Annotated in this window: 25 protein-coding genes; 9 read left to right on the forward strand and 16 right to left on the reverse strand. The window is 67.8% G+C overall.

Annotated elements, in window-relative coordinates:
* The first annotated feature begins 331 nt into the window (after positions 1-331).
* Positions 332-2,506 (forward strand): S9 family peptidase, encoded by a 2,175-nt coding sequence (locus C8D03_RS01950; protein ID WP_108051086.1) that lies wholly within the window; start codon positions 332-334, stop codon positions 2,504-2,506.
* Here C8D03_RS01950 and C8D03_RS01955 read toward each other — a convergent pair whose 3' ends face one another.
* A complete protein-coding gene (locus C8D03_RS01955; RefSeq protein WP_146170038.1) occupies positions 2,507-3,994 on the reverse strand; it encodes a hypothetical protein in 1,488 nt (495 codons plus the stop codon).
* 329 nt (positions 3,995-4,323) lie between these two features.
* Here C8D03_RS01955 and C8D03_RS01960 point away from each other — a divergent pair, with 329 nt between their 5' ends.
* A complete protein-coding gene (locus C8D03_RS01960; RefSeq protein ID WP_108044760.1) occupies positions 4,324-4,923 on the forward strand; it encodes a superoxide dismutase in 600 nt (199 codons plus the stop codon).
* A 214-nt stretch (positions 4,924-5,137) separates the two neighbouring features.
* On the opposite strand, the gene C8D03_RS01965 is transcribed toward C8D03_RS01960, so the two are convergent.
* The gene (locus tag C8D03_RS01965) at positions 5,138-6,832 is read right to left on the reverse strand and encodes a methyl-accepting chemotaxis protein (protein WP_181300591.1); all 1,695 of its coding nucleotides are present in this window, start codon (positions 6,830-6,832) and stop codon (positions 5,138-5,140) included.
* A gap of 109 nt (positions 6,833-6,941) precedes the next feature.
* Positions 6,942-7,769, reverse strand: a complete 828-nt coding sequence (locus C8D03_RS01970) for a ChbG/HpnK family deacetylase (protein WP_181300593.1) — start codon at positions 7,767-7,769, stop codon at positions 6,942-6,944.
* Positions 7,770-7,924: 155 nt separating this feature from the next.
* Between C8D03_RS01970 and C8D03_RS01975 the strand changes: the two genes are divergently transcribed.
* Positions 7,925-8,959, forward strand: coding sequence for a glycosyltransferase family 2 protein (locus C8D03_RS01975; RefSeq protein WP_248308315.1), 1,035 nt, complete (start codon positions 7,925-7,927; stop codon positions 8,957-8,959).
* Between the two features lie 92 nt (positions 8,960-9,051).
* Positions 9,052-10,578: a murein biosynthesis integral membrane protein MurJ gene (gene murJ, locus C8D03_RS01980; RefSeq protein ID WP_108044763.1), complete on the forward strand. Its 1,527-nt coding sequence runs from the start codon at positions 9,052-9,054 to the stop codon at positions 10,576-10,578.
* Positions 10,579-10,582: 4 nt separating this feature from the next.
* On the opposite strand, the gene C8D03_RS01985 is transcribed toward murJ, so the two are convergent.
* From C8D03_RS01985 to C8D03_RS02000, 4 genes are all read right to left on the reverse strand, one after another.
* Positions 10,583-11,563, reverse strand: a complete 981-nt coding sequence (locus tag C8D03_RS01985; RefSeq protein ID WP_108044764.1) for an NAD(P)H-dependent flavin oxidoreductase — start codon at positions 11,561-11,563, stop codon at positions 10,583-10,585.
* Between the two features lie 5 nt (positions 11,564-11,568).
* Positions 11,569-12,435 carry a branched-chain amino acid aminotransferase gene (locus C8D03_RS01990; RefSeq protein WP_108044765.1) on the reverse strand — a complete coding sequence of 289 codons (867 nt, stop codon included), beginning with the start codon at positions 12,433-12,435 and terminating at the stop codon, positions 11,569-11,571.
* Between the two features lie 127 nt (positions 12,436-12,562).
* On the reverse strand, positions 12,563-12,880 hold the full coding sequence (locus C8D03_RS01995; protein ID WP_108044766.1) for an AzlD family protein: 318 nt from the start codon (positions 12,878-12,880) through the stop codon (positions 12,563-12,565).
* On the reverse strand, positions 12,867-13,574 hold the full coding sequence (locus tag C8D03_RS02000) for an AzlC family ABC transporter permease (RefSeq protein ID WP_108044767.1): 708 nt from the start codon (positions 13,572-13,574) through the stop codon (positions 12,867-12,869). The genes C8D03_RS01995 and C8D03_RS02000 overlap by 14 nt, the downstream gene beginning before the upstream one ends.
* 205 nt (positions 13,575-13,779) lie before the next feature.
* On the opposite strand from C8D03_RS02000, the gene C8D03_RS02005 reads away from it, so the two are divergent.
* A complete protein-coding gene (locus C8D03_RS02005; protein ID WP_181300595.1) occupies positions 13,780-14,364 on the forward strand; it encodes a 4'-phosphopantetheinyl transferase family protein in 585 nt (194 codons plus the stop codon).
* 9 nt (positions 14,365-14,373) lie between these two features.
* On the opposite strand, the gene C8D03_RS02010 is transcribed toward C8D03_RS02005, so the two are convergent.
* The 7 genes from C8D03_RS02010 to pheS form a co-directional block, all read right to left on the reverse strand.
* On the reverse strand, positions 14,374-15,114 hold the full coding sequence (locus C8D03_RS02010) for a TerC family protein (RefSeq protein WP_108044769.1): 741 nt from the start codon (positions 15,112-15,114) through the stop codon (positions 14,374-14,376).
* A gap of 19 nt (positions 15,115-15,133) precedes the next feature.
* Positions 15,134-15,838 (reverse strand): TerC family protein, encoded by a 705-nt coding sequence (locus C8D03_RS02015; protein WP_108044770.1) that lies wholly within the window; start codon positions 15,836-15,838, stop codon positions 15,134-15,136.
* Between the two features lie 137 nt (positions 15,839-15,975).
* Positions 15,976-17,055, reverse strand: a complete 1,080-nt coding sequence (locus C8D03_RS02020) for a tartrate dehydrogenase (protein WP_108044771.1) — start codon at positions 17,053-17,055, stop codon at positions 15,976-15,978.
* Complete coding sequence (locus tag C8D03_RS02025) at positions 17,052-17,963, reverse strand: alpha/beta fold hydrolase (RefSeq protein WP_108044772.1); 912 nt, start codon at positions 17,961-17,963, stop codon at positions 17,052-17,054. Before C8D03_RS02025 ends, C8D03_RS02020 begins: the two co-directional genes overlap by 4 nt.
* 267 nt (positions 17,964-18,230) lie before the next feature.
* Positions 18,231-20,654 (reverse strand): phenylalanine--tRNA ligase subunit beta, encoded by a 2,424-nt coding sequence (pheT, locus tag C8D03_RS02030; protein ID WP_108044773.1) that lies wholly within the window; start codon positions 20,652-20,654, stop codon positions 18,231-18,233.
* 9 nt (positions 20,655-20,663) lie between these two features.
* Entirely contained in the window at positions 20,664-21,839 is a 1,176-nt protein-coding gene (locus tag C8D03_RS02035) for a ceramide glucosyltransferase (RefSeq protein ID WP_108051090.1), read from the reverse strand.
* Positions 21,840-21,897: 58 nt separating this feature from the next.
* Positions 21,898-22,980: a phenylalanine--tRNA ligase subunit alpha gene (pheS, locus tag C8D03_RS02040; protein ID WP_108044774.1), complete on the reverse strand. Its 1,083-nt coding sequence runs from the start codon at positions 22,978-22,980 to the stop codon at positions 21,898-21,900.
* 128 nt (positions 22,981-23,108) lie between these two features.
* Between pheS and C8D03_RS02045 the strand changes: the two genes are divergently transcribed.
* The 4 genes from C8D03_RS02045 to C8D03_RS02055 are packed head-to-tail and all read left to right on the forward strand — an operon-like array spanning position 23,109 to position 25,532.
* Positions 23,109-23,579 (forward strand): hypothetical protein, encoded by a 471-nt coding sequence (locus C8D03_RS02045; protein WP_146170040.1) that lies wholly within the window; start codon positions 23,109-23,111, stop codon positions 23,577-23,579.
* A 3-nt stretch (positions 23,580-23,582) separates the two neighbouring features.
* Positions 23,583-24,110, forward strand: coding sequence for a hypothetical protein (locus tag C8D03_RS26335; protein WP_181300598.1), 528 nt, complete (start codon positions 23,583-23,585; stop codon positions 24,108-24,110).
* Complete coding sequence (locus C8D03_RS02050; RefSeq protein WP_181300600.1) at positions 24,107-24,739, forward strand: SCO family protein; 633 nt, start codon at positions 24,107-24,109, stop codon at positions 24,737-24,739. The genes C8D03_RS26335 and C8D03_RS02050 overlap by 4 nt, the downstream gene beginning before the upstream one ends.
* 31 nt (positions 24,740-24,770) lie before the next feature.
* Complete coding sequence (locus C8D03_RS02055; RefSeq protein WP_108044777.1) at positions 24,771-25,532, forward strand: LOG family protein; 762 nt, start codon at positions 24,771-24,773, stop codon at positions 25,530-25,532.
* A 119-nt stretch (positions 25,533-25,651) separates the two neighbouring features.
* Here the strand turns inward: C8D03_RS02055 and rplT are convergent, their stop codons facing one another.
* Together rplT and rpmI are read right to left on the reverse strand one after the other, a co-directional pair.
* Positions 25,652-26,026: a 50S ribosomal protein L20 gene (gene rplT / locus C8D03_RS02060; RefSeq protein ID WP_108044778.1), complete on the reverse strand. Its 375-nt coding sequence runs from the start codon at positions 26,024-26,026 to the stop codon at positions 25,652-25,654.
* Between the two features lie 28 nt (positions 26,027-26,054).
* Positions 26,055-26,255 carry a 50S ribosomal protein L35 gene (gene rpmI / locus C8D03_RS02065; protein WP_108044779.1) on the reverse strand — a complete coding sequence of 67 codons (201 nt, stop codon included), beginning with the start codon at positions 26,253-26,255 and terminating at the stop codon, positions 26,055-26,057.
* Between the last annotated feature and the right edge of the window lie 39 nt (positions 26,256-26,294).

Here is a 26,294-nt window from a genome sequence, read left to right on the forward strand (position 1 = left end):
GCCACTCCCTGAGATGTCTTCTGCGAAAACTGCGACCGATCGCGCCATCATACATGCATGCCTTGCGCGATCCTGACCAAGAGCACCAAGCACTTTCGACTCAGACGCAACGCCAGCGGCCATTGCGGACCGTTTAGTCGATAGCCTACATCACTGCAAGTGATCATCTGCGTGCGAATACGAATATCCCAAGGGAATATTGCATTCACCGCCAGATGATCATGGTAACCGGAATTTGCGCGACAGGGCATCTGCCTGAGTGCGAGCGGTCTTGCCAGCCCGAGCCCTGCTCTCTACCTGTCTGAGCCAATGCATGGTGGAGAAGTCGTCGATGCGCTCTCATCCCGTTCCCGGCGCGGCGACGCCCCGTCGGCGCAAGACTGCTGTGCCGCGCGCCGAGATCCGCACCAAACGGACGGTCGTCCACGGCACCGAACTCAGCGACGATTATGACTGGCTGCGCGCCTCGAACTGGAAGGAGGTGCTGCGGGACCCCGCCGCACTGCCGGCCGACATCCGCGCCTATCTCGACGCCGAGAACGCCTATTGCAAGGCGCTGCTCGCTCCGACCCGGGCGCTGCAGCGCAGCCTCGTCAAGGAGATGCGCGGCCGGATCAAGGAAGACGATTCGAGCGTGCCACAACCGGACGGGCCGTTCCTCTACTATTCGCGCTACCGCAAGGGCGGGGAGCATCCGCTGATCTGCCGCAGGCCGAAAACCGGCGCGCCCGCCTCAAGCGAGAAGAACACCGGCAATAGCCGCGAGCAGATCATGCTCGACGCCGACGCGCTTTCGGACGGCAAGGATTTCTTCGATCTCGGCGACACCGCCCACAGCCCCGACCACCGCCTGCTCGGCTGGAGCGCCGACGAGGCCGGATCCGAACTCCACATGATCCGGGTCCGCGACATCGCCAGCGGCGAGGATCTGCCCGATGCGATCCCCGACACGACGGGCGATATCGTCTGGGCCGCCGACAGCCGCGCCTTCGCCTATGTCCGCCTCGACGCCGACCACCGCCCGTCCCGGGTCTTCCGGCATCGCCTCGGCCACGACCCGAGCCAGGACACGCTGCTGCATGACGAGTCCGATGCCGGCATGTTCGTCGATATCGACGAGACGCAGTCCGGGCGCTTCCTGCTGATCTCGATCAGCGACCACGAGACCTCCGAGATCCGTCTGGTCGATCTGTCCGAGCCCGAAGCGCGGCCCGTCACGGTCGCGCCACGGGCAGTCGGACGGCAATACGACGTCGAGCATCACGGCGACGATCTCCTGATCCTGACCAATGCCGACGGCGCCGAGGACTTCAAGATCGTCACGGTGCCGGCGGCCGATCCTTCGCCCGCCGGCTGGCGCGACCTGATCCCGCACAAGCCGGGCCGGCTGATCCTGAGCCATGTCTGCCTGAAGGGCCGACTGATCCGGCTGGAGCGGGAGGACGGCCTGCCGCGCATCGTCATCCGCGATCTCGCGACCGGCGCCGAGAGCAGCATCGCCTTCGACGAGGAGGCCTATGGGCTGGGCCTCGACGCCGGCTACGAGTTCGAGACCGACCGTTTGCGCTTCATCTATGCCTCGATGGCGCGCCCGGCCGAAACCTACGATTACGACATGGTGACGGGCGCGCGCGTGCTGCTGAAGCGGCAGGAGGTGCCCTCGGGCCATGACCCGGCGGCCTACCGGGTGCGGCGCATCTTCGCCACGGCGAAGGATGGCGAGCAGGTTCCGGTCTCGCTCCTGCACCGGGCCGATCTCGTCCTCGACGGCTCGGCGCCCTGCCTGCTTTATGGCTACGGCTCCTATGGCTCGGCGATGTCGGCCTCGTTCCGAATCCGGCCGCTGAGCCTGGTCGATCGCGGCTTCGTCTATGCCATCGCCCATGTCCGTGGCGGCACAGACAAAGGCCGGCGCTGGTATCTCGACGGCAAGCGCGAGAACAAGCGCAACACCTTCACGGACTTCATCGCCGCGGGCGAGGCGCTCGCCGATGCCGGCTTCACGGCGCGCGGGCGCATCGTCGCTGAAGGCGGCAGCGCCGGCGGCATGCTGATGGGCGCGGTCGCGAACATGGCGCCCGAGCTCTTTGCGGGCATCATCGCGGAGGTGCCCTTCGTCGACGTGCTGAACACCATCCTCGACGACACATTGCCGCTGACACCGCCGGAATGGCCCGAATGGGGCGACCCGATCCGCGACATCGCGGCCTTCGAGATGATCCGAAGCTATTCGCCCTATGACAACATCACGGCGCAGGCCTATCCGCCGATCCTGGCGATGGGCGGGCTGACCGATCCGCGCGTGACCTATTGGGAGCCCGCGAAATGGGTGGCGCGGCTGCGCGCGACGATGAGCGGCGGCGGGCCGATCATGCTGCACACCAATATGGAGGCCGGGCATGGCGGCTCGGCCGGGCGCTTCGACTCGCTGAAGGAAACGGCCCTGGCCTATGCCTTCGCGATCCAGGCCGTCGGCGAGGGCTGGCCGGAGGCCGGCTCCGACTGATCAGGAGCCGAGCCGGCTCTTTTCGCTGGCGAGATAGATCTTGAGCTCGTCCATCGACGCGAAGCTGTAATCGCCATCGGGCGTGCGTGCCTGGATCGAGCCGTCGGCATAGATGGTGAAATGCGCCTCGCCGACCTGATAGGCGCCGACGATGCCTTCGTCGGAGGCAGCCGGCGCCGCGGCCTCTGCTACCAGCTCGGCTTCCGGAGCCTCCGGCTGGGACACCGCGTCCTGCAGTGGCTCGGCCTCGGGAGAGAGCGGCGGCGCAGGCTCGAAGGCGGTCACCTCCGGAGCGGCCTGCGCGTCCGGCGTGTCTTCCCAGTTCCCCGTCGCGGGCGCGGGCTCGAACGCCTCGGCTTCGCGCGCGTGCGGCGGCCAATGCGGCGCTTCCGGTTCGGGCGTGTCCAGTCTCGGCCATGACGGCTCGGAGTTGGCCTGCGCTGGCGCAGCATCCGGCCGGCCGGCACCGTCCTCCTGCGGCTTCACCTCGGGCTCGGCGAACCAGGGGGCGTGGCGCCGCGATGGGGTGTTCATCCAGCTTCCGGCCGCGGCAAGATCGTCGGGGCGGCTGCCCGCACGCTCTCCAGCGGTCTCTCCCGCCGTCTCCTCGATCGGGGCGTCGGCGAAGGACGGCTCGATCCGGCCGTCGGGGCGTTCGGATTCGCGCCGCAGGCCGGCGAGGCTCTCACGCAGCAGGCCGAACTCGTCATTCTCGCGCAAGGGCGGCGTCAGCGCGGCGGTGAACGGGTCATCGATATCGGAGGGAACAGGAGCGGCAGCGAGGCCCTCATCGACCCCGGCAACGAGCTCCGACGGCGCGCGCTCGCCGGCAGCGCCCTCCGCTTCCGGGATGGCGGCCGGCTCGGCGTCGGGCAGTTCGGGCAGGAGCATCGGCAAGCCCGACTCGGGCGCGGCGGTTGCCGGCTCCGGCTCGCCCTGCGGATCGACCGGCCGGAACGGATCGAAAGCCGGGAGGATATCGGCGACGTCGCTGCCGCTCTCGGCCAGCCCCGACCCGTCGCCGGTTTCCGGCGCGGCCTGCCTGGCCAGATGGGCGCCGAAGAGATCGGGCTCGACCGCCGTATCGGCCGGTTCCCGCGGCTCCCCGAACGCCTGCGTCCCGACTAGCGCGGCGCCGGCGAGCGCCCCGACACCGGCGTCGGCCAAGCCGGGCTGCAGCGTCGCGGCCGGCGATCCGGGGCCGGATGACGTGCCGGGGATAGCGGCTTCGCGCTCGCTGCCCGGGCTCCCGGCCATCGATGCCAGCGACACCGCCATGGCGGTGCCGGACAGCGTCGTCTTCAGACGCCGCAGCTCGACCAAAACCCAGGCCAGCGCCAGCATCACGACGCCCGCCGCCGCCATCACGGTGCCGATGATCACCTGCGTGAAGCCGCGCTCGAGCACCATATAGGGCAGCCCGTCGACGATGGCCGCGCCGCCGCCGCAGAGGAAACCAAGGCCGAGCAAGACAAAGATGATGATCAAAGGAACGTCCTCGGCAGCATGTTCGAAAGCAATCATGGCAAATCGCCCGATGAGCCGACATCGGCCCCCTCTCGGGCTATCTTGTAACGTATTGAATAAGAGACAGTTTCAAATCGTGTTCCCGCATAGAGCGAGGAATCGGGCAATATTGCGGCGCCCCGCCGCAATGACATGGGGCCATCGGCAGGGCGGCGGTTGCCGGGGAGGCCCCGGAGGCTTAACTAACAAAGGGAATGGCGGGCACTCCCAGCGGGGACAACCCGACCCAGGCCGCCCGGCGGCAAGCCATTCTCAGTTCAAGCGATTTGACAGCCCAAGGAGAGGCCCCCATGTCCTTCACCCTTCCCGACCTGCCCTACGCCCATGATGCGCTGCAGCCCTTCATGTCGAAGGAAACGCTCGAGTATCATCACGACAAGCATCATCTCGCCTATGTCACCAACGGCAACAACGCGATCAAGGGCACGGAATTCGAGGGCAAGTCGCTCGAGGAGATCGTCAAGGCCTCGCACGGCAAGAACCCGGCCGTGTTCAACAATGCCGGCCAGCACTACAACCACCTGCATTTCTGGAAGTGGATGAAGCCCAACGGCGGCGGCAAGATCCCCGGCGCGCTGGAGAAGGCGATCGTCGAGTCCTTCGGCTCGGTCGAGAAGTTCAAGGACGATTTCGTCGCCGCCGGCATCGGCCAGTTCGGCTCGGGCTGGGCCTGGCTCGAGGTCAAGGGCGGCAAGCTCGCCGTCTCCAAGACCCCGAACGGCGAGAGCCCGCTCGTCAACGGCGCGAGCCCGATCCTCGGCTGTGACGTCTGGGAGCACTCCTACTACATCGACTACCGCAACCGCCGGCCGGACTACCTCAAGGCTTTCCTCGAGAGCATGGTGAACTGGGAATACGTCGCCGAGATGTATGACGCCGCCAAGGCCTGAGACTGACCGGTCGATCGAATGAGAACGGGGCCTTGCGGCCCCGTTTTTCGTTTTGCCAGTACCGACACGGTGAAGGCCTGCCTCGAAACTCGCTCCGGTGGGTCGGCTGGCGCAGCGATCGAGAAGCGGAGCGGAGCGGACTTCTGTCCGTGAGCACCGGAAGCGCAGATCGCTGCGCCAGACGGCCGCCGGAATAGAGTTTAGAGGCGGGCCTTCAGGCCGCGACGCTGTGCAGGAACTGGTCGACCGTCGCGCGCAGCCGCAGCGCCTGGGCGGCAACCTCGCCGGCCGCCCCGCGCACGTCCTCTGCCGAGCGCCCGGTCTCCTCGACGCTGTCGGCGAGCACGCTGAGATCGCTCGACACCGAGAGGGCCGAGGAACTCGCCATCGCGACGCCGCTGGCGATCTCGCCGGTGGCGATCGCCTGCTGCTCGATCGAGACCGCGACGGAATTGGCGAAGTTCTCGATCGCGCTCATGCGCTCGGCGATGTTCTGGATCGAGCCGACGACCTGGCCCGTCGCGCTCTGGATGGCGCCGACCTGCGTGACGATCCGGTCGGTCGCATCGGCGGTCTGCGAGGCCAGGCTCTTGACCTCGGAGGCGACGACGGCAAAGCCGCGCCCGGCCTCGCCGGCACGGGCCGCCTCGATCGTCGCATTGAGCGCGAGCAGGTTGGTCTGGGCGGCGATGTCGCGGATCAGGTTGACGACCTCGCCGATGGCGCGCGCCGTCTCGTCGAGCGCACGCACCGAACTCGCCGTGTCGCGCGAGATAGAGGCTGCCTCGACGATCTCGGTGCGGACGCGGCGGACCTGGAACTCGACCTCGCGGATGGCGGCGCCCATCTCCTCGGCGGCCTGGGCGGCGCTTTCGACATTGCCGGAGGCGCCATGGGCGTTCTGGGCGGCACGCGCCGCGCGGCCCGAGGATTCGGCAGCGACCCGGGCGAGCCCATCGGAGGCCTCGCTCATGCGGTCGGCATTGCTCTTGAAGGCCTCGAGCGCGACGCCGACCTCGCCGCGGAAGAGCGCGATGGCCTCGTCCACGCCTTGCTGGTGATGGCGGCGCTCGGCCTCGGTGACGTGCTGCTTCTCCTGCAGCGTCGCGCGCTCGGCCAGGCGCAGCTTGAGGATGCCGAGCGCATGGGCGATGGCGCCGATCTCGTCGCGGCGCGCCAGCGCGTCGATCGGCGTGTCGAGCTTGCCGTCCGAGATGCTGACGATGGCCTGCGTCATGCTCTTGAGCGGCCTCATCGTCCGCGACAGCGAGAACCAGAGCAGCGGCCCGAGGATCAGCAGGATCAGGATGCCGAAGCCGATGGTCGCGACCTGCTCGAAGCCGACGCGCGATAGCAGGCGGGACTTGTCGAAGCGCAGGGCGATATAGCCGATCTGCTTTTGATGGCCGCCGACGCGGACGACATGCAGCTTGGTCACGAAGGTGTCGTCCTCGATCTCGGTCGAGACCACATCCTTCAGAACGTCCCATGGTTCGCGGCCGAGCTGAGCCGTCACCGAGCGTGGCGTCAGCGCGAGCCTCGCCTCCTCGGTTCGCCCCGCGCTCGCCAGCACCGACAGATCGTCGGCGACGAAGCCGGCCTCGAAATCGGGATCGCGCCGGAGCGAGGCGAGAATGTAGCCGAGCGTGTTGGTGTCACGCGCAAGGATGAGCGAGGGCGAGGCGTTGACGACCATCAGCACCAGAGCCGTCATCTTCTGCTCGAGATCGTCGCGCGTCTTGGCGTCGTTGTAGCGCGCCGCCGCGATGACCACGACCATGATGGCGAGCGCGACGATGGCGACCGCCGCCGCGGCGATCTGGCTGCTGAGGGAACGGCCCGGCTTGCGTGCCGGGGCGAGCGCCTGCGCAGCGGTCTCTGCCTTGGCCGCTCGCTTGAACCAGGTCATTGCACTGAACATCCCGAAAACCGGCTCGAATCGGCGACCGCCGCCAGACACGCGCTTCGGCAGGGAACCTGTCACAGTTAGGTAAATAATCGATTGCGCGGGCCGCCTCTCAGCGGAGCTGAGAGAAGCGCATCATCGTCGCGCCTGACGGTGCGAAAGCCGCCAGTGCGGCGTGCTCGATCGGTCGCGTGGCGACGACGGGGTCGAGCCGGCCGAGTTCATCGTCGATGAAGCCGGGATGGCACATCACGAGATGGGCCGGCCCCGGCCGCAGCAGGAAACGTTGCAGATCGGCAGTGAAGTCGCGCGCCGGATCGAACGGCGCAACACCGGAGAAGCCGCGATTGACGGGAATGCCGCGCCGCAGCGCCGCCCGCCGAAAGCCGAGCGCCAGCGCGGCAATGGTCAGCGCCTTGCCGATCGCGATACCGCGAGCGCGAATCGCCGCGGCCGAATCGGCGGGGTCCCGCACATAGACGCTGCCGGCCGCATAGCGTTTCATCACCGCGTCCAGCACGCTGCGGCGCACGCCCGGCAGCACATGGACATGCTGGTGGCCGTCGATGAAGTCGGGCGGGCGGCCGAGCCGGTCCTCGAAGGCGTCGAGCTGGCGGGCGATCTCGTCGGCGATCTCGCGGCGCGCTGTCGGCGATGTCGCGCCCGCCCGGGCCAGATCGCGCAGCGCCGGAAATTCGCCGCCGGGCGCGAGCCGCGCCATCGCCCCCAGCGGGGCCGCGCAGGTCAGGTTGAGGTGCAGGCCGAGATCGGCCCTGTCGCCGAGCGCGCCGAAGGCCGGCGCGAAGCCCTGCCAATGCGGCCGGTTGGTCATGGCGCCGGCCGCCGAGAGCTTGCCGGCCTCCAGCAGCGCCAGGATCGAGCGGCTGACGCCGTCTGTGAGGGCGAAGTCGTCGGCACACAAAACAAATCCGCTCGCCATCAGCTCTGTTGTCCCGCGTTCAGCCGCCATGCGCTAAGAGCGCCGATCGGGCTTGTGAGCGTGCAAGCTTTACGGTTCTGTGCGGGCCGCGTCATCCAGAACGGCCCGGCCCCTGGGCCGGATGTCGCGCGGGACGCCGCCAAGAGGTCAATCAGGTGTCCGAGATATCGCCCCCATCCGCCTCGCCCGCGCCGCGGGCTCCCTCCAGCCGGCCCGAGCTCTCGATCGTCGTGCCCGTCCACAACGAGGCCGACAACCTGCCCGTTCTGGTCGAGCGCCTGAAGCAGGTTCTCGACGGCGCGGTCGCGTCCTGGGAGCTGGTCTGCGTCGATGACGGCAGCCGCGACGGCACGCTTGCCGTGCTGAAGCTGCTCAGCGCCCAGGACCGGCGGATCAGCGCCGTCTCGTTCAGCCGCAATTTCGGCAAGGAGATCGCCATCGCAGCCGGGCTCGACCATGCCTCGGGCGACGCGGTCGTGATCATGGACGCCGATCTGCAGCATCCGCCAAAAACGATCCTCGTCTTTTTGGAGAAGTGGCGCGAGGGCTTCCTCAACATCTACGGGCAACGCTCCGACCGCGACGGCGAGAGCCGGCTGAAGCGCAATTTCGCCAAGCTGTTCTACCGGCTCTTCGCCAGCTTCGGCGAAACCGAACTGCCGGAAGGCGCTGGCGATTTCCGCCTGCTCGACCGCAAGGTCGTCGATGCGCTGCGCGCCCTGCCGGAGCGCGCGCGATTCTCGAAGGGGCTTTATGCCTGGGTCGGCTTCCCCTCGACCGGCGTGACCTTCGACGTCGCCGAGCGCGAGCATGGCGTCTCGAAGTTCCGTTACCGCAAGCTGTTCAGCTTCGCCTTCGACGGGCTCTCCTCGTTCTCGACCGTGCCGCTCAAGATCGCGACCTGGGCGGGCGCCATGATCGCACTGATCTCGACCATAACGGCCCTCTATTTCATGATCCGGACGCTCGTCTTCGGCACCGACCTGCCCGGCTTCCCGTCTCTGATCGTCTCGATCATGTTCTTCTCCGGCATCCAGCTCGTCTCGCTGGGCATGATCGGCGAGTATGTCGGGCGCATCTTCGCCGAGGTGAAGCGCCGGCCGCTCTACCTGATCGGCGAGCGCGTCGGCTTCGATGCGCGCACGGTCGACCATCCAAGGGGCGACGCGCTGCCGCCGCTGATCCGGTAGACGGCGTCCGCCGCACTGGACCGACCTTCGCGGCGCGGCTATGCGGCTTCACAGGATGAGGGCTGCAGTTCCACGACAGCTCCGGGGCCGCGATGTTCAAGAAGATCCTCTCCGTCAGCGGCTTCACCCTTCTGTCGCGGCTTTCGGGCTTTGCGCGCGACATCGTCCTCGCGGCCGTGCTGGGTGCTGGCGCGATGATGGACGCATTTTCGGTCGCGTTGCGGCTGCCGAATCATTTCCGGGCGATCTTCGGCGAAGGCGCCGTGAACCAAGCCTATATCCCCGCCTATGCGCGCATCCGGCAGCAGGGCGGCGAGGCGGCGGCAGCGCTGTTCTCGAACCGTGTCTTCAGCCTGAACCTGATCGTGCAGCTCGTGCTGGTCGCGGTGGCGCTGCCGCTGATGCCCGAGGTCGTGCGGCTGCTCGCCCCGGGCTTCGCAAATGATCCGCAGCGCTTCGATCTCGCGGTGGCGCTGACGCGGATCACCTTTCCCTATCTGCTCTTCATCACGCTGGTGACGCTGCTCTCGGCCAATCTCAACGCGGTCGACCGCTATGCCGCAGCGGCGGCCGCGCCGATCCTGATGAATCTCTGCCTGATCGCGGCGCTCACCGTCGCCTTCCTGTTCCCGAACGCGGCCTATGCCGCAGCCTGGGGCATGGCGGCAGCCGGCGTGCTCGAATGGCTTTTGCTCGCCTTCGCGGCGCGGCAGGCTGGCGTCGCAACCGCCCTGACCCGGCCGCGGCTCGATGCCGATGTCAGGAGCTTCTTCAAGGCCTTCGGCCCGGCGGTGATCGGTTCGGCCGGCGTGCAGATCGCGCTCTTCGCCGACACGATCATCGCCTCGCTCTTGCCGGCGGGCGCCTATGCCGCGCTCTACTATGCCGAGCGGCTTTACCAGCTTCCCATCGGGGTGATCGCGATCGGCGTCGGCACCGTGCTGCTGCCGACGATGAGCCGCCTGCTCGCGGCCGGCGACACCTCAGCGTCGGACCGGGCGCAGAACCGGGCCGTGGCGCTGACGATCGTCGCCGCCGCGCCGTTCGCCGCCGCCTTCCTCGCGATCCCGGAGCTGATCGTCTCGGCGCTGTTCGAGCGCGGGCGCTTCGATGCGGCGGCGAGCCAGGCGGCCGGCGCCGTGCTTTTGGCCTATGCCGCCGGATTGCCGGCGATCGTGCTGATCCGGACGCAGCTCTCGACCTTCCAGGCCCGCGGCGACACGACGACACCGATGCTGGTCTCGCTTGCCGCCATCGGGGCGAATGTCGCGCTGAAGCTGCTGCTCTGGCGCGATTTCGGCGCCCCGGGCCTCGCCCTGGCGACGGCGGCGGGTGCCTGGATCAATGTCGGGACCTTGTTCGTGCTGGGCATACGGCGCGGCTGGGCGCGCCCGGACCCGCGTCTGGCGACTCTCGTGGCTGTGACGCTCTGCGGCGCGATCCTCGCCGGGCTCGCAGCACGCCTCGCTGCGCCGATCCTGCTGGCCGCGCTGGCGGACTTCCCCTACCAGCCGAGGCTCGTCGCGCTGGCGGTCGTCGGCGTCCTCGCGGCGAGCCTTTACAGCGTCGTGGTCGCAGGCGGGCTCAAGGCCTCTCGAACGCTCAGGCTGCTGCGCTGAGCACTCAGGCGAGGAAGCCCCTCGCCTTCTCGGCCAACAGCGTCGCGGCCTCGTCGACCATGCGCGTCACAATCTCGCCGGCCGGCGGGATATCGGCGACGAGCCCCGCCGCCTCGCCGAAGATCACGGCCGCCTTCTGCGCATCGCCGGCCGCGAAGGCGGCGCGATAGGCCGGCGCCTCCTGTTCGATTGCGGCCCTGAAGGCGTCGTCATGGCCGGTCCAGCGCGCGGTGAAGGCGTTGTCGGCGACGCGGATGTCGAAGGGCTTCGGCCAGTCGAGCCGGCGGGCGATGTCGGGCAGCGAGGTACGAACGGTCTTGTCGCCGGTGGCGGCCAGGGCCGCCGCATGGTGGCCGGGATGGACCAGTGCCTCGCGGCTCGCCCAGAAGCGGGTTCCCACGAGCACACCGTCGGCGCCCAGCATCAGCGATGCGGCGAGCCCGCGGCCATCGGCGATTCCGCCGGCCGCCAGCAGCAGCGTATCGGGGCTCTGGCGGGCGAGCAGGTCGGCGACCTCCGGCACGAAAGGCAGGGTCGCGCGGCGGTGGCCATGTCCGCCCGCCTCGCTGCCCTGGGCGACGATGATCGCCGCGCCGGCATCCAGCGCCTGCCGGACATGGTCGAGCGACTGGCACTGGCAGATCAGCGGCACTCCCGCCGCCGCAAGTTCCGTGGCGAAGGGCGCGGGGTCGCCGAAGGAGAGCATCAGAGCGGCCGGGCTGTGCGCCAGCGCGGCCGTCAGCAGGTGCGGCTGCTTCGCCAGCGACCAGATGATGAAGCCGCAACCGACGCGGGTGTTGCCGGCCTGGCCGAACTCGTTCTCGAGCCAGGCCGCGTCACCATAGCCGCCGCCGATCAGGCCGAGCCCGCCGGCCCGCGTCACCGCGGCGGCGAGCGCTCCCCCGGCCGCCAGCGCCATCGGCGCCGACAGGACCGGGTGCTCGATGCCGAGCTGCCGCGTCAACCTGGTGACGAGGCGCGCCATGGCCCTCAGACCTTCGCGCTGCTGGCGAAGTCCATGTAGAGCTCGCGCGCCTTGCGGTAGAACGGGCCCGGCTGGAGCTGGCGATCGTCGATGCGGCCGACAGGCACCACCTTCGAGTAATTGCCCGAGGAGAAGATCTCGTCGGCCTGCTCGAAATCACTGTAGCGCAGGCTGGTTTCCTCGACCGTGACGCCATCCTGCCGCAGCAGGCCGATGACGCGCTGGCGGGTGATGCCGTTCAGGAAGGTGCCATTGGGAACCGGCGTCTTCACCACGCCGTCCTTGGCGAGGAAGATGTTGGAGGTCGCGGTCTCCGCGACATTGCCGAGCATGTCGAGCACCAGCGCATTGTCGAAGCCGGCGGCCTTGGCGGCGCGGAGCGTGCGGGCGTTGTTCGGGTAAAGGCAGCCGGCCTTGGCGTCGGTCGGAGCGGTCTCGATCGTGGGGCGGCGGAAGGTGCCCTGCGTCACCGAAAGCCCGGCACCGGGAGCGCCCATCGGCGCCTCGAACAGACACAGGCAGAACCGCGTCGAATCCTCGTCGGGAATGATGGTCGAGACGCCGTCGGCCTCGGCCCAGTACATCGGCTTGATGTAGAGCGCGACATCGCCGCTGAACTTCTTGATGCCCTCCCGCGCCCTGGCGATGATCGCATCGGGTGTCTCGGTCGGCTTCAAGCCCAGCGCCTGGGCGGAGCGGTTGACGCGGGCGGCGTGCAGCGCGAGATCCGGCGCGACGCCGTCGAACCAGCGGGCGCCGTCGAAGACAGTCGAACCCTGCCAGGACGCATGGCTGCGCGGCCCCATGATCGGCGGGTTGCCCTCGTGCCACTCTCCCTCGAACCAGGTCCAAGTCTGCGAATACCAGGCCATTCCGTGCTCCCGAGCTATCGGTGTCTTGATGGGCGCCACCGTCTGCCGAGCATGGACCTGCGTCAACATGCAGGCCTGCACAACCCGATGACGGGATGTGATGGAAGCGATCGGAAGGCGTGATGGATCAGAAGCCGAGCGCGCGCAGGGCAGCGATCGCGCTCATGCCGACGACCAGCGCCAGAAGTTCGCTGCGGCGGAGCACCATGCTGCCGATCGCGGCCAGCAGGGCAATCGCGGCGGCAAGACCGAGCCGCTCGATCAGCGGCAGGACTGTCGCCGCGATGATCGAACCCGGCAGCGCCGCAAGCCCGCGCCGGACATGCGGCGTCAGCGGGATGAAGCCCATCAGCACCACGCCGGAGATGCGGCACAGATAGGTCGCCAGCGCCATGGCCAGGATGGCGAGGATCGCGCCCCAGGAACCGGGATCAGGCAGCGTCATCGCGAAACGCTCCCACGAGTGCGCCCGAGAGCGAGCCGACGATGATGAAGGCATAGCCGTCGACGAGCTTGGCCGTGACGAGGGCGACGAGGCCAGCGACGACCCAGGGCACCGCGGCCCGCTTCCCGCGCCAGAGCGGCACGATCATCGCTGCGAAGAAGATCGGCATCACGAGGTCGATGCCGTATTGGCGCGGATCGGAGACCAGCGTGCCCAGCAGATGGCCGACCGCCGTCGCGACGATCCAGACGAGCCAGAGCAGGAGACCCGCCCCGATCAGGACGCCGAGATCGCGACCTCCCTCGGACTGGTAGCGCGTGCCGATGAGCCAGTTCGCATCGGTGAAGAAGAACAGGTGCACGGCGTTGAGCGTCTTCGAATAGCGCGCGAACCAGGGCTGCAGCGAGGCGCCCTGCAGCACCATGCGGGCATTGACCGTCGCGGTGACCACGGCGAGGGCCACGATCGCGCCCCAGCTCCATTCCGGCCGCCACAGTTCCATCGCGACGAGCTGGGCGACGCCGGCATAGACCAGCACGCTCATCAGCACCGTTTCGAACAGGCTCAACCCCTTGGCCGCGGCGGCAGCCCCGAACGCCACGGCGAAGACCACGATGCCCGGGATCAGCACCGAGACCTTGCGCAGGCCCAGCAGCATGCCGGCCGTCGAGACCGGAGCCGCAGCATTTGCCATCGGAACGTTCCTCCCTGACGCCGCGTCTCCGGCGCCCGCTTTCAGCTTGCTCCTTCCAAGGACGTCGCCCGCCCGAGGTCAACAGCACGCCGCGAGCAGGTCGCATGAGCCTGACACAGGACGGACGGCGCGGCATGGCGGCCAGGGTTGCGGGCACGGGCGACTTGTCTAACCTGCCGGCATGATCTGGCTGGACTCCCCCGAGGTGACCGCCACGGCCCTGCCGGCGGCCTGGCTCATCGTCACAACCGCGCGGCCGGCCAATCTGGCGGAACGTTCGCTGCTTCGGCGCGAGACGGCGCGCCGCGTCATCGCCCGGCAACTCGGGCTGCCGGCGGACGAGGTCTGCATCGACCATGACGGCAAGGGGCGGCCCCTGCTGGCGCGGCCCGCAGGCCGTGGGCTGCATCTGTCGCTGGCGACACGCGCCGGCGTCGTCGCGGTGGCCCTGGCCCAACGCTTCGTCGGCATCGATATCGAACGGATCGATCCAGCCGCGACGCCGCCCTTTGCGGCACTCCATCCAGCGGAAGGCGCGATGCTGCGCGCCTTGCCGGAGGCGACGCGGCCACTGGCCTTCGCGCGGCTCTGGAGCGCCAAGGAAGCCTATGTGAAGGCGCTCGGCACCGGCTTCGTCCGCGCGCCGGAGAGCTTTTCGGTCACGCTGCTGGCACCGGACCGTTTCGAGATCGACGATCCCCTGCGGAGTTCCAGGACAGCAGGAACCGGCCGCGCCATCGAAAACGGCGGCCAGGGAATCCTGGCCGCCGCGATCGTGACGCTCGACTGAAGCCGAAGATCAGCCCGGCAGGTCGGCCGGCTTCTTCTTCAGGACATAGGCGACGGCGCAGACCAGTGCAGCGCCGATGATCGAGCTGACATAGTGCGGCATCGCGGCAAGGCCGATACCGATGGCGCTGACATCGGTCGGCACCGCCTTGACCCAGGTCGGCATATTGACCTCGAGCCAGCGCAGCACGGCGATGTCGCCCAGGATCATTTCCGCCGCGATCCAGCCCAGCAGGCCCGCGCCGAGCCAGATCAGGATCGGGAAGCGCGCGATGATCGAGGTCAGGAACTGCGCACCCATGATGATCAGCGGGATCGACAGCAGCAGGCCGAAGATGAAGAGCTCGGGATGTCCGCGCGAGGCAGCCGCGATCGCGATGACGTTGTCGAGGCTCATCACCGCATCGGCGATGGCGATGGTGCGCACCGCCTGCCAGAGCGAGGTGCCGCCGTCGATCTCGGCATGGCTCTCGTCCTCGCCCATGGCGAGCTTCACCGCGATCCAGAACAGCAGCACGCCGCCCACGACCTTCAGATAGGGCACCAGCAGCAGATAGCTCACCACCAGCGCGAAGATGATACGCAGGCCGATGGCGGCCGAGGCGCCGAGCCAGATGCCGATCTTGCGCTGCTTTTCGGGCAGTTGCCGGCAGGCGAGCGCGATCACCACCGCGTTGTCGCCCGACAGCAGCAGATCGATCCAGATGATCTGGAGCAGCGAGACCCAGAATTGGGAGGATGAGAAGTCCATAGGTCGGTCAGTCCCTTTGTCAGAGGGCCGGATCTGGCCGGCGGTTTTTCAGGAGGTAGCCGAGGCCGAGCACCAGAAGCGCGCCGATCAGGGCTGCCGGGTATTCGAAGCGGTGCAGGGTCTCGGCGCCGAAGCGGGTGATCAGCCAGGGATCGCTGTCGAACATTTCGCCGGCGACCCAGCCGAGCAGGGCCGCGCCGGCCCAGACCAGGATCGGGAAGCGGGTCAGGAGGCTCGTGATCAGCGAGGCGCCGAGCACGATCAGCGGGATCGAGATGACGAGGCCCGCGACCAGCAAGGGAATCGAGTCCTTGGCGACGGCGGCAATGGCCAGCACGTTGTCGAGGCTCATGACGATATCGGCGATGGCGACCGTCTGGACGGCTTTCCAGAGCTTGCTGCTGGCGGTGATCGAATCCTCGTCGCTCTCGCCATCCTCGACGATCAGCTTGACTGCGATCCAGACCAGCAGCAACGCGCCGACGATATGCAGGAACGGCATGTTGAGCAGCGAGGCGATCAGCACCGTGAAGACGACGCGCAGCACGACGGCGACACCGGCGCCGAGCGCGATGCCCTTGGTGCGCTGAGCAGGCGACAGCGCCCGGCAGGCGAGTGCGATGACGACCGCGTTGTCGCCCGACAGGACGATATTGAGCGCGATGATCTCGGCCAGCTTGCCCCAGAGGGCAGGATCGAAAAGCGACAACGACGACAGATCCATCAGGACAGGTTCCTCACCGGCTCACACAATCAAAGGTCACCGGAGGGGCCCACAGAGCCGCTCCGGTGGAAGAGGGACGATCGAATGCCTCAATCCGGCCGCCTTGTCACGGCGCGGCCGAGGCAAACGGCAGCCTGTCAGCCCAGTGCCTGCTCGACCGCCTTGCCGGCGGCTTCGGTCCCGAGCAAGCCGCCGAGATCGCGCGTGCGGGTGCGGGCATCGCCCAGCGCCCGCTCGATCGCGGCCTCGATGCCCTTGGCCGCTTCGGTCTCGCCGAGATGGTCGAGCATCATCGCCGCCGACCAGATCTGGCCGATCGGGTTGGCGATGCCCTGGCCGGCGATGTCCGGGGCCGAGCCATGGACGGGCTCGAACAGCGAGGGATAGTCGCCGGTCGGGTTGATGTTGCCCGACGGCGCGATGCCGATCGTCCCGGTGCAGGCAGGGCCCAGATCCGAGAGGATGTCGCCGAACAGGTTCGAGGCGACGACCACGTCGAAACGGTCGGGATTCAACACGAAATGCGCGGTCAGGATGTCGATATGGTACTGGTCGACGGCGACGTCGGGATAAGCCTTCGCCATCTCCTTCACACGCTCGTCCCAGTACGGCATCGTGATGGCGATGCCGTTCGACTTGGTGGCCGAGGTCAGCTTCCTGCGCGGGCGGCGCATGGCCAGCTCAAATGCGTATTTCAGCACGCGGTCGACGCCGACACGGCTCATCACCGTCTCCTGCATGACGATCTCGCGCTCGGTGCCGGCATACATCCGGCCGCCGACCGAAGAATACTCGCCCTCGGTGTTCTCGCGCACGACGAAGAAATCGATGTCGCCGGGCTTGCGGCCGACGAGCGGGCCCGGCACGCCGGGCATCAACCGGACCGGACGCAGATTGACGTACTGGTCGAACTCGCGCCGGAACAGCAGCAGCGAGCCCCAGAGCGAGATGTGGTCGGGCACCTGGGCCGGCATGCCGACGGCGCCGAAGAAGATCGCGTCATGGCCGCCGATCTGGTCCTTCCAGTCGTCGGGCAGCATCTTGCCATGCTTGGCGTAGTAGTCGCAGGAGGAGAAACCGAACTCGTCCAGGCGCAGCTCGAAGCCGTATTTCTTCGAAGCCGCCTCGAGAATGCGCAGGCCCTCCGGCATGACCTCCTTGCCGATGCCGTCTCCGGCAATGGCGGCGATGCGATAGACGCGGTTGGTCCGGCTCATGACTGGTCTCCGAAGAATGCGATGAATTCGGCTGCGACGAGATCGGGGATCTCCTCGGCCAGATAATGCCCGCCGGGCAGGCAGCGGCCTTGGACGTTCTCCGCGCGCCGGCGCCAGAGTTCCAGCGGGTCGAAGCATTTGCCGATGATGCCGTTCTCGCCCCAGAGCGCCAGAAGCGGCTGGGTCAGCTTTCGCTCGCCATCCTCGTCGTCATGGCGGATGTCGATGGTGGCGGCGGCGCGATAATCCTCGCAACTGCCATGGATCGCAGCCGGATCGGCAAAGCAGCGCAGGTATTCGGCCATGGCCTCAGGCGCGAAAGGCGCCAGGCCGGCGGCGCCGGAACCGCATTTCTTGCGCCAATAAGCCTCCGGATCAGCCCCGATCATCCGCTCCGGGAACGGGGCCGGCAGAATCAGGAAGAACCAGTGCCAATAGGCCCGGGCGAAGGCATCGGTGGTGCCGGCATACATCTCGCGCGTTGGCGCGATGTCGAGCGTGGCGAGCCGGGTGACGCGGTCGGCATGGTCGAGCGCGAGGCGATGGGCGACGCGGGCGCCGCGATCATGCGCCCCCACGGCGAAGCGCTCATGGCCGAGCGCGCTCATCACCTGCGCCATGTCGAGCGCCATGTCGCGCTTCGAATAGGGGAAATGCTCGGCATCGGTCGGCGGCTTGTCGCTGTCGCCATAGCCGCGCAGATCGGCGCAGACGAGCGTGAAACGGTCCTTCAGGCGCTCCCCGAGCTTGTGCCAGAGTACATGCGTCTGCGGATAGCCGTGCAGCAGCAGCAGCGGCGGCCCCTCCCCGCCCGTCCGCACACGGATGCGCGCGCCCGACGTCGCGACGTCGAGCAGGCGGAAGCCAGGGAAGAGGGCATCTGCGACGGGGAGTTCGGTGACGGACATCACGACCGGATCATGAGCGGGACGTCAGGGCGATAGCCTGAATCCCATCGGATTGCGCGCGTCGATTATTACACAATCCTGATCAATGGTGGGGAGCGGAACCACAGCGGCCCCTTCCTTCTCCCGGGCGGGAGAAGGTGGCGCGGAGCGCCGGATGAGGGAAGGACGCTGCTTCAGGAGGCGCCACGGGGCTGTTGCGGCGCCACTCGGCGAGGGCAGGCCCTCATCCCTGCCCTTCTCCCATCAGGGAGAAGGGTTCCCCGCGCGCTACCCCCGCAGGGCCGCCCCATAGCGCTTGGCCATCTCGGCGACGATCCTGGTGCCGACCGCCTCGATCTCGGCCTCCGTCAGGGTCTTCTCGACCGGCTGGAGCGTGACCGCGAGCGCGACCGACTTCTTGCCGGCCTCGACGCCCGCGCCTTCATAGAGGTCGAAGACCGAGACGTCCGAGATCAAGGCGCGGTCGGTGTTCTGGGCCGATTTGACCATCTCGCCGGCGGCCGTCGCCTTGTCGACGATGAAGGCGAAGTCGCGCGTCACCGGCTGGAAGCCAGACAGCGCCAGCTTCGGCTTGACCTTGGTCGGCTTGTATTTCGGCAGCGGCAGCGCATCGAGATGGATCTCGAAGGCGACGAGCGGGCCCTTGACGTCGAGCGCCTTGAGCACGCGGGGATGGACCTCGCCGAAGGCGCCGATGACGCCCTTGGGGCCGAAGCGCAGCGTCGCCGAGCGGCCGGGATGGGCCCAGTCCGGCCCGCCGGCCACGACCTGAAGTCCGCCGACGGGCACGCCGAGCCCGGCCAGCAGCGCCATCACATCCGCCTTGGCGTCGAAGGCATCGACGGCCTTGGCCGCACTGTCCCAGTGGCGGCCGGCGCCGTCGAGGCGGGCCGTTCCCCGGCGCAGGCCGGCAGCGGCGATGAGCTGGCCTTCCGGCTCGTCGCCCTGGAAGACCTGCCCGACCTCGAACAACGCGACATCGGCAAAGCTGCGATCGGCATTGGCCTGGGAGGAGCGGATCAGCCCGGGCAGCAGCGAGGGCCGCATATCCGACAGGTCGGCGGCAATCGGATTGGCCAGCGCGAGTTGGCGCGAGCCGCCGCCGAAGAGCTTCGCCGCCTCCTGCGAGATGAAGGACCAGGTCACGGCCTCAACCATGCCGCGGCTGGCGAGCAGGCGCTTGGAGGCGCGGGTGCGCTTCTGCAGCACGGTCAGGACCGGCTTGACCACCTCGCCCCTGATGCGCGGCAGCGGCGTCGAGACGACCCGGTCAAGCCCCGTGATGCGCAGGATCTCCTCTACGAGATCGGCCTTGCCGCCGACATCGGCGCGCCAGGACGGCGCCGCGACCTTGACGCGCTCGCCAGCGCCCGAGACGTGAAAGCCGAGCTGGGTCAGCGCCAGCTTCATCTCGACCTGCGGCAGATCGAGCCCGGTCAGGCGTTTGACCTCCGTCCAGGGGAAATCGATGGCGCTGGGGCTGTCGGGCAATTCGCCGGCAAAGACCATCTCGGAGGCCTCGCCGCCACAGAGTTCCAAGATCATCGTCGTCGCGAAATCGAGGCCCGGTCGGCAGAAATCGGGATCGACGCCACGCTCGAAGCGATAGCGCGCGTCCGAGGTGATGCCGAGCGCACGGCCGGAGCGGGCGATGTTGAGCGGGTCCCACAATGCGCTCTCGACCAGCACGTCGGTCGTGGTCTCGTCGCAGCCTGACGCCTCGCCGCCCATGATGCCGGCGAGCGATTCGACGCCGGCCTCGTCGGCGATCACGACCTGCTCGTCGGTCAGGGTGTAGGTCTTGCCGTCGAGCGCGAGGATCGTCTCGCCTTGCCGGGCGCGGCGGACGACGAGATCGCCCCTGACCTTGGCGGCATCGAAGACGTGCAGCGGCCGGTTGCGGTCGAGCGTCATGAAGTTGGTGATGTCGACCAGCGTGTTGATCGGCCTGAGGCCGACCGCGCGCAGCCGGGCCTGGAGCCAGTCCGGCGACGGACCGTTCCTGACGCCGCGCACCAGCCGCAGCGCGAAGGCCGGACACAGCGCCTTGTCTTCAGGCGCGAGATCGAGCTTCACATCGACCGGACAGGGGAAGCTGCCGCGAACCGGCTGGACGGACGGCGTCTTGAGCTTACCGAGGCCGACGGCGGCGAGGTCGCGCGCGATGCCTGCGACACCGAGCGCATCGGCGCGGTTCGGCGTCACCGCGATCTCGATCACCGGGTCTCCGAGGCCGGCATAGGCGGTGTAGGACTGGCCGACCGGAGCATCCGCCGGCAGATCGATGATGCCGTCATGATCCTCGGAGAGCTGCAGCTCGGCGGCCGAGCAGAGCATGCCGTTGGATTCGACGCCGCGGATGACGCCCTTGCCCAGCGTGATGTCCTTGCCGGGGATATAGGTGCCGGGCGGCGAGAAGACGCTCTTCATGCCGGTGCGGGCGTTGGGCGCGCCGCAGACGACCTGGACCGGCTCGCCCTGCCCCGTATCGACCATGCAGACCCGCAGCCGGTCGGCGTTGGGGTGCTGCTTCGCCTCGATGACATAGGCGATGGTGAAGGCGGACAGAGCCTTGGCCTTGTCCTCGACAACCTCGACCTCGAGCCCGACGCGGGTCAGTGCCTCGCTGACGGCGTCGACGGTATCGGTCGTGTCGAGATGATCCTTCAACCAGGACAGGGTGAACTTCATGATCGTCCGTCACTTCTCATAATTGGCGTGGGACATGGGGGCCGGGACAGCGTTGAGCTGATCCTCCCCATCCGTCCTGATCTTCATGGAATTGCCGCGCCAGCTCACATCGCCGGCGACGAAGGCATAGGCCCAGACCGCCGGAAAGGTCAGGTCGCGGACAAGCAGCGCCAGCGGCGTCCGCCAGGAGAGAAACCAGCCGACGGCTGCGCTCAACGCGATCTCGCCGGCATACCAGATGGCGAGCACGGCCAGCGGGCCGAGCCAGAATGGCAGGCCGAAGCCCGGCGCGGCAAACGCAGCCAGCCCCGCCGCCATCAAGGGACCCGAGACGATCTCCGGCAGGAAGAAGGGCAGAAAGGTCACGCGCCTCAGCCGCGCCCAGCGGAACTGCCGTTGCAGGACATCGCGCAGGCGGCGCGCGCCGAGCGGTTGCTCGAAAGGCCGGCCGACGAGATGGACATGCTTGCCGGCGCGGCGCACCAGCTTGGTCGCGGCCGCATCTTCGGCGATCTCGGCGCCGAGCGCGGCGATGCCGCCACGGGCATCGAGGAAGGGCTTGTTCCATAGCATCGACTTGCCCTGCGCGAAGCCGATGCCCAGCGCCTCGGCAGCATACTGCCAGCGGGCCTGGAACGGGTTGAGATAGGCGCATTCCACCTCGGCGCCGAAGCAGCCCGGACGCGAGCCCGCCGGCGTCGAGCAGACCAGGCCGGTATCGTCCCGCCAGGATGCCAGCATGCGCTGGACATAGTCCTTCGGCATCAGCACGTTGGAATCGGCGAGGATGACCCATTCCGTCGTCGCCGCTTCCCAGCCCTTGACGCAGTTGTTGAGCTTGGGATTGGCGCTGACCGCGACGTCGCCGGTGATCAGACGGACCCGCTCCGGGCCGAAGCGCCCGATCAATTCCTCGATCAGCGGCACGACCGGGTCGTCGGCGTCGGCGACGCAGAAGATCGTGACATAGTCCGGATAGTCGAGTGCGAGCCCCGAGAGCGCGGTCTCGCGGCTGAAGACCTCGATGCCGCGCAGCGGGCGCACGATCGTCACCGGCGGCAGCGCCGCGAGCAGGGCCGTGGGCCGGTCCTTGCGGCGCAGGCGCACGGCAGCAATCGCCTGACAGAGCAGATTCATCGCGACGAGCAGCGCCGCGAACAGCCCCGCCCATCCCGCCGGGGTCATCGTGCCAGCCCTCGCCGTGCGAGCCTCTGCCGTGAACATTCCGGCGGCAGCGCCTCGATCATGACGACAGGCCGCCTGTCAGGGTCGGCAGGTCGAGCGGGCGGAAGCCATAATGCGCCAGCCAGCGCACATCCGCCTCGAAGAAGGGGCGCAGGTCCGGCATGCCGTATTTCAGCATGGCGATCCGGTCGATGCCCATGCCCCAGGCGAAGCCCTGATAGACCTCGGGATCGAGCCCGCAATTCTTCAGCACATTCGGGTGGACCATGCCGCAGCCGAGGATTTCGAGCCAGTCCTCGCCCTCGCCGAAGCGGATCTCACCGCCCTTGCGCGAGCACTGGATGTCGACCTCGACCGAAGGTTCGGTGAAGGGGAAGAAGGAGGGGCGGAAGCGCATCTTGACCGTGTCGATCTCGAAGAACGCCTTGCAGAATTCCTCCAGGATCCATTTCAGGTGGCCCATATGGGCCTTCTTGTCGATCACCAGCCCTTCGACCTGATGGAACATCGGCGTGTGGGTCTGGTCGGAATCCATCCGGTAGGTCCGGCCCGGGCAGATGACGCGGATCGGCGGCTCCTGCGCGAGCATGGTGCGGACCTGAACCGGCGAGGTGTGGGTGCGCAGCAGCTTGCGCTCGCCATTGGCGTCCGGGTGGAAGAAGAAGGTGTCGTGCATCTCCCGGGCCGGGTGCCCGACGGGGAAGTTCAGCTTGGTGAAGTTAAGGTCGTCGGTTTCGACATCCGGGCCTTCCGCGATCGAGAAGCCCATATCGCCGAAGATCGCGGTGATCTCATCGATGACCTGGCTGATCGGGTGGATGCGACCGCGTGCCTCGGGCCCCTCGCGCACCGGCAGCGAGACGTCGATCGTCTCGGCGGCGAGCTTGGCCTCAAGCGCAGCTTCCCCCAGCGCTTCCTTGCGGGCGGACAGCGCGGTCTGGACGGTGTCGCGCAGGCCGTTGATCAGCGGGCCCTTCTCCTTGCGCTCGTCTTGCGTCATCGCGCCCAGCGTCTTGAGCAGGGCCGAGATCGAACCGGCCTTGCCCAGCGCCGCGATCCTGACCTGCTCCAGCGCGGCTTCGTCCTGCGCGCTTGCAATATCGGCAAGGAGGCTCGCGCCCAAGTGATCGATCTCGTTCATGCCTGCTCTGGTCCGTTTGCGAGGCATCTTCTAGGGTGTCGCCAGCGTCGATGCTAGAGGCAATCACGCCGGCAAAGCAGCGCCGCGCCCGCAAAAGCGGGGCCTTTGGCCATGAAGGGCGCAGTTGCATGACAACCATGTCGCAATGCCGCAAGCCGCATCGTCGGACGCCGCGATGGCTGCCCCCGCTGGCCGCCGCCCTGGTCGTGGCATGCGCGGCCGTGCCGACCCTGGCTCAGGACGGGCAGCGCGTGACCGTCACCGGCGAGATCAGCGATACCTGGTGCACGATCAGCGGGCTGATGTTCGCCAAGGGCACGGCGCATCACCAATGCGCGGTCTGGTGTGCGCTCGGCGGCATTCCCGTCAGCATCCGCGACGCGAAGGGGGACCTCTATCTGATCCTCAGGATCGGCGATGACGCCGACAGCGCCGCCAATCCTCGGATCGCCCGGATGGCGACCCATGAAGTCACCGTCGATGGCGAACTGCTCGAACGAGACGGGGTGAAATACCTGCTGGTCGACCGCATCGCCGACGACAAGGGCGTCATCACCATGACCCATGAGGAATACGGCATCCAGCCGTTCGGGAACTGAGCGATGGCCCGCGCGATCCGCCTTGCCGAACTCTGCGCCATCATCGCCCTCGGCGCGGTTTCACCGACGCTGGCCGCGGAGCCCTGGGGCATCCCGCATGAAAAGCCGCTGGTGCTGAAGGGCCGCGTCGTCGATGCGCTGTGCCACCTGACCGGCCGCTGCGTGCCCGATTGCGGCGCCGGCAAACGCCAACTCGGGCTGCTGACGGCGAATGGCACGTTTCGGCTGATCGCCAAGGGCAATGTCGACTTCGCCGCCGCGATCCCCGATCTGATCGGGTTCTGCGGCAAGCAGATCGAGGCGGACGGCCTCCTGATCGAGAACCCCGCCATCACCCTGTTCTTCGTCCAGGGCATCCGTGCCGACGGCGACACGACCGAATTCGTGCCGGCCGAGCGCTTCAGGACCGAATGGGAGGCCCGCAACGGCAAGGCCGAGGAATGGTGGCGGGCCGATCCGGACGCTCATCGCATCATTGCCGAGGACGGCCCGCTCGGCATCAAGGGCCTGCTGCCGAAGCCGAAGCCGTGACGCGCCGGGTTCCGGACGCCATCGCGCGTCGCGCCGTCGTGACGGGGCTGGCCGCCTTCACCTGCCGGCGGGCATGGGCGCAGGGCCAGAGCGGCCACAGCCACGGCGCCTCCGCGCAACCCGGTTCGGACCCTCTCGCCGAGCGCTTTGGCGGACCGTTTTCGCTGACCGACCATACCGGGAAGCGCGTCAGCGACGAGGCCTATCGCGGCCGCTTCATGCTGGTCTATTTCGGCTTCACGCGCTGCGCGGACACCTGCCCGATCGACCTCCCGACCATCGCCCAGGCGCTCGACGCGCTCGGCCCGCTGGCAGAGCGCGTCGCGCCGCTGTTCGTCACGGTCGACCCGGCCCATGACAGCGTGCCGGTGCTCGCAGCCTATGTCGCGGCCTTCCATCCGGCCCTGATCGGGCTGACCGGCAGCGAGGCGGAGATCGCAGCGGTGGCGAAGGCCTACAAGGTGCATCGCCGCAAGCTGACGCAGCCGCATCACGGCGCGGGCGAATACGCCGTCGACCATGGCTCGCTGACCTATCTGATGGATCGCGACGGACGCTTCCTGACCCTCCTGCCACACAGGACAGGGGCGGAGCGAATGGCGGCGGTGCTGCGCCGCTATCTGGCGTAGACTCTCTGCCACGCCCCAACCGGATAGCACCATGCCTGACAGCACTGCCCAGAAGAATTCGCCCTCCTATCGCCTCGCGGCGCTCGACCCCGATTTCATCCTCGGCGATTCGACGCGCGGCGCGCGTTTCATGCTCGAATACCAGAAGGCGGAGGATCATCTGCGGGCGCGCGGTATCCTCTCGACCATCGTCGTCTTCGGCTCGGCGCGGGTGCGCGAGGGCCAGCCCTGGTACGAGGCGGCGCGCGCCTTCGGGAGATTGGCCTCAGAGCGCGGCGGTGCCCTCGCCGCCGGCGATCTCGGCCGCGACCATGTCATCGCGACGGGTGGCGGGCCGGGCATCATGGAGGCGGCCAATCGCGGGGCGACAGAGGCAGGCGCGCTCTCGATCGGCTTCAACATCACCCTGCCGCATGAGCAGGAGCCCAACGCCTGGTCGACGCCGGACCTGACCTTCCGCTTCCATTATTTCGCGATGCGCAAGATGCATCTGGCGATGCGGGCTTCGGCGCTGGTGGTCTTTCCCGGCGGCTTCGGCACGCTCGACGAATTGTTCGAGATCATGACCCTGGTGCAGACCGGCAAGATGCGGCCCGTCCCGATCGTGCTCTACGACGGTGCCTACTGGAAGGCGCTGCTCAACCTGAAGACCATGACCGATGCCGGGATGATCCGAGCCGAGGATCTGTCTCTGTTCTGCTACGCGGATTCAGCCGAAGAGGCCTATGCCCGTATCGTCGAGGGCGCCGGCGACAGCTGGCGGCCGGCAACGGAAGACAGCGTCCAAACCTGAGAGAGCGGGTAACCCATCTCCCGTAAGGAGTAGGCTCCCCGCGCTGTCCGAGCCCAGTAGGCAACGAAAAAGGCCGGCATCGCTGCCGGCCTTTTTCATTTCGTCGCGACAAGCGCAGCTCAGGCAGCCTTGGCTTCCGTGCCGAGCGCAGCCTTGACCGACTCGACCACCGCCGCAAACGAGGCGGCATCGTCGATGGCCATGGCCGACAGGGTCTTGCGGTCGAGCTCGATGCCAGCCTTGTGCAGGCCGTTGATGAACATCGAATAGACAAGGCCGTGCTCGCGAACCGCAGCGTTCAGACGCTGGATCCAGAGCGCGCGGAACGAGCGCTTCTTGTTCTTGCGGTCGCGATAGGCGTACTGCATCGAGCGATCGACGGCCGCCTTGGCGGCGCGGATCGTATTCTTGCGGCGGCCATAGAAGCCCTTGGCGGCCTTGAGTGTCTTCTTGTGCTTGGCGTGGGACGTTACGCCCCGTTTCACGCGAGCCATGTCATGATCTCCGGAAGTTCAGGGGGCGTCAGCCGTTGGGGAGGAAATACTTCTTCACGTTGGCCGCATCGCCCTCGAACAGGGCGGTGGTGCCGCGGTGATTGCGGAGCTGCTTATTGGTCCGCTTGATCATCCCGTGACGCTTGCCGGCCTGGGCGTACATCACCTTGCCGGTTCCGGTGATCTTGAACCGCTTTTTGGCGGCCGATTTCGTCTTGATCTTGGGCATTTCAGCTCCTCATAGGTCGCGAGCGCGCAAACTGCGCCG

Source organism: Bosea sp. 124, from assembly GCF_003046175.1.
GTDB lineage: Bacteria > Pseudomonadota > Alphaproteobacteria > Rhizobiales > Beijerinckiaceae > Allobosea.

Bases quoted from the DNA above. Each gene is read 5' to 3' on its own strand.
- C8D03_RS02035 (WP_108051090.1), bottom strand. From the start codon at position 21,839: ATGACCCCGGCGGGATGGGCGGGGCTGTTCGCGGCGCTGCTCGTCGCG.
- C8D03_RS02045 (WP_146170040.1), top strand. From the start codon at position 23,109: ATGACAACCATGTCGCAATGCCGCAAGCCGCATCGTCGGACGCCGCGA.
- C8D03_RS02025 (WP_108044772.1), bottom strand. From the start codon at position 17,963: ATGTCCGTCACCGAACTCCCCGTCGCAGATGCCCTCTTCCCTGGCTTC.
- rpmI (WP_108044779.1), bottom strand. From the start codon at position 26,255: ATGCCCAAGATCAAGACGAAATCGGCCGCCAAAAAGCGGTTCAAGATC.
- pheT (WP_108044773.1), bottom strand. From the start codon at position 20,654: ATGAAGTTCACCCTGTCCTGGTTGAAGGATCATCTCGACACGACCGAT.
- pheS (WP_108044774.1), bottom strand. From the start codon at position 22,980: ATGAACGAGATCGATCACTTGGGCGCGAGCCTCCTTGCCGATATTGCA.
- C8D03_RS01990 (WP_108044765.1), bottom strand. From the start codon at position 12,435: ATGGCCTGGTATTCGCAGACTTGGACCTGGTTCGAGGGAGAGTGGCAC.
- rplT (WP_108044778.1), bottom strand. From the start codon at position 26,026: ATGGCTCGCGTGAAACGGGGCGTAACGTCCCACGCCAAGCACAAGAAG.
- C8D03_RS01995 (WP_108044766.1), bottom strand. From the start codon at position 12,880: ATGACGCTGCCTGATCCCGGTTCCTGGGGCGCGATCCTCGCCATCCTG.
- C8D03_RS01965 (WP_181300591.1), bottom strand. From the start codon at position 6,832: ATGACCTGGTTCAAGCGAGCGGCCAAGGCAGAGACCGCTGCGCAGGCG.
- C8D03_RS01950 (WP_108051086.1), top strand. From the start codon at position 332: ATGCGCTCTCATCCCGTTCCCGGCGCGGCGACGCCCCGTCGGCGCAAG.
- C8D03_RS01985 (WP_108044764.1), bottom strand. From the start codon at position 11,563: ATGGCGCGCCTCGTCACCAGGTTGACGCGGCAGCTCGGCATCGAGCAC.
- C8D03_RS01970 (WP_181300593.1), bottom strand. From the start codon at position 7,769: ATGGCGAGCGGATTTGTTTTGTGTGCCGACGACTTCGCCCTCACAGAC.
- C8D03_RS02055 (WP_108044777.1), top strand. From the start codon at position 24,771: ATGCCTGACAGCACTGCCCAGAAGAATTCGCCCTCCTATCGCCTCGCG.
- murJ (WP_108044763.1), top strand. From the start codon at position 9,052: ATGTTCAAGAAGATCCTCTCCGTCAGCGGCTTCACCCTTCTGTCGCGG.
- C8D03_RS02015 (WP_108044770.1), bottom strand. From the start codon at position 15,838: ATGGATCTGTCGTCGTTGTCGCTTTTCGATCCTGCCCTCTGGGGCAAG.
- C8D03_RS02020 (WP_108044771.1), bottom strand. From the start codon at position 17,055: ATGAGCCGGACCAACCGCGTCTATCGCATCGCCGCCATTGCCGGAGAC.
- C8D03_RS02000 (WP_108044767.1), bottom strand. From the start codon at position 13,574: ATGGCAAATGCTGCGGCTCCGGTCTCGACGGCCGGCATGCTGCTGGGC.
- C8D03_RS01960 (WP_108044760.1), top strand. From the start codon at position 4,324: ATGTCCTTCACCCTTCCCGACCTGCCCTACGCCCATGATGCGCTGCAG.
- C8D03_RS02010 (WP_108044769.1), bottom strand. From the start codon at position 15,114: ATGGACTTCTCATCCTCCCAATTCTGGGTCTCGCTGCTCCAGATCATC.
- C8D03_RS26335 (WP_181300598.1), top strand. From the start codon at position 23,583: ATGGCCCGCGCGATCCGCCTTGCCGAACTCTGCGCCATCATCGCCCTC.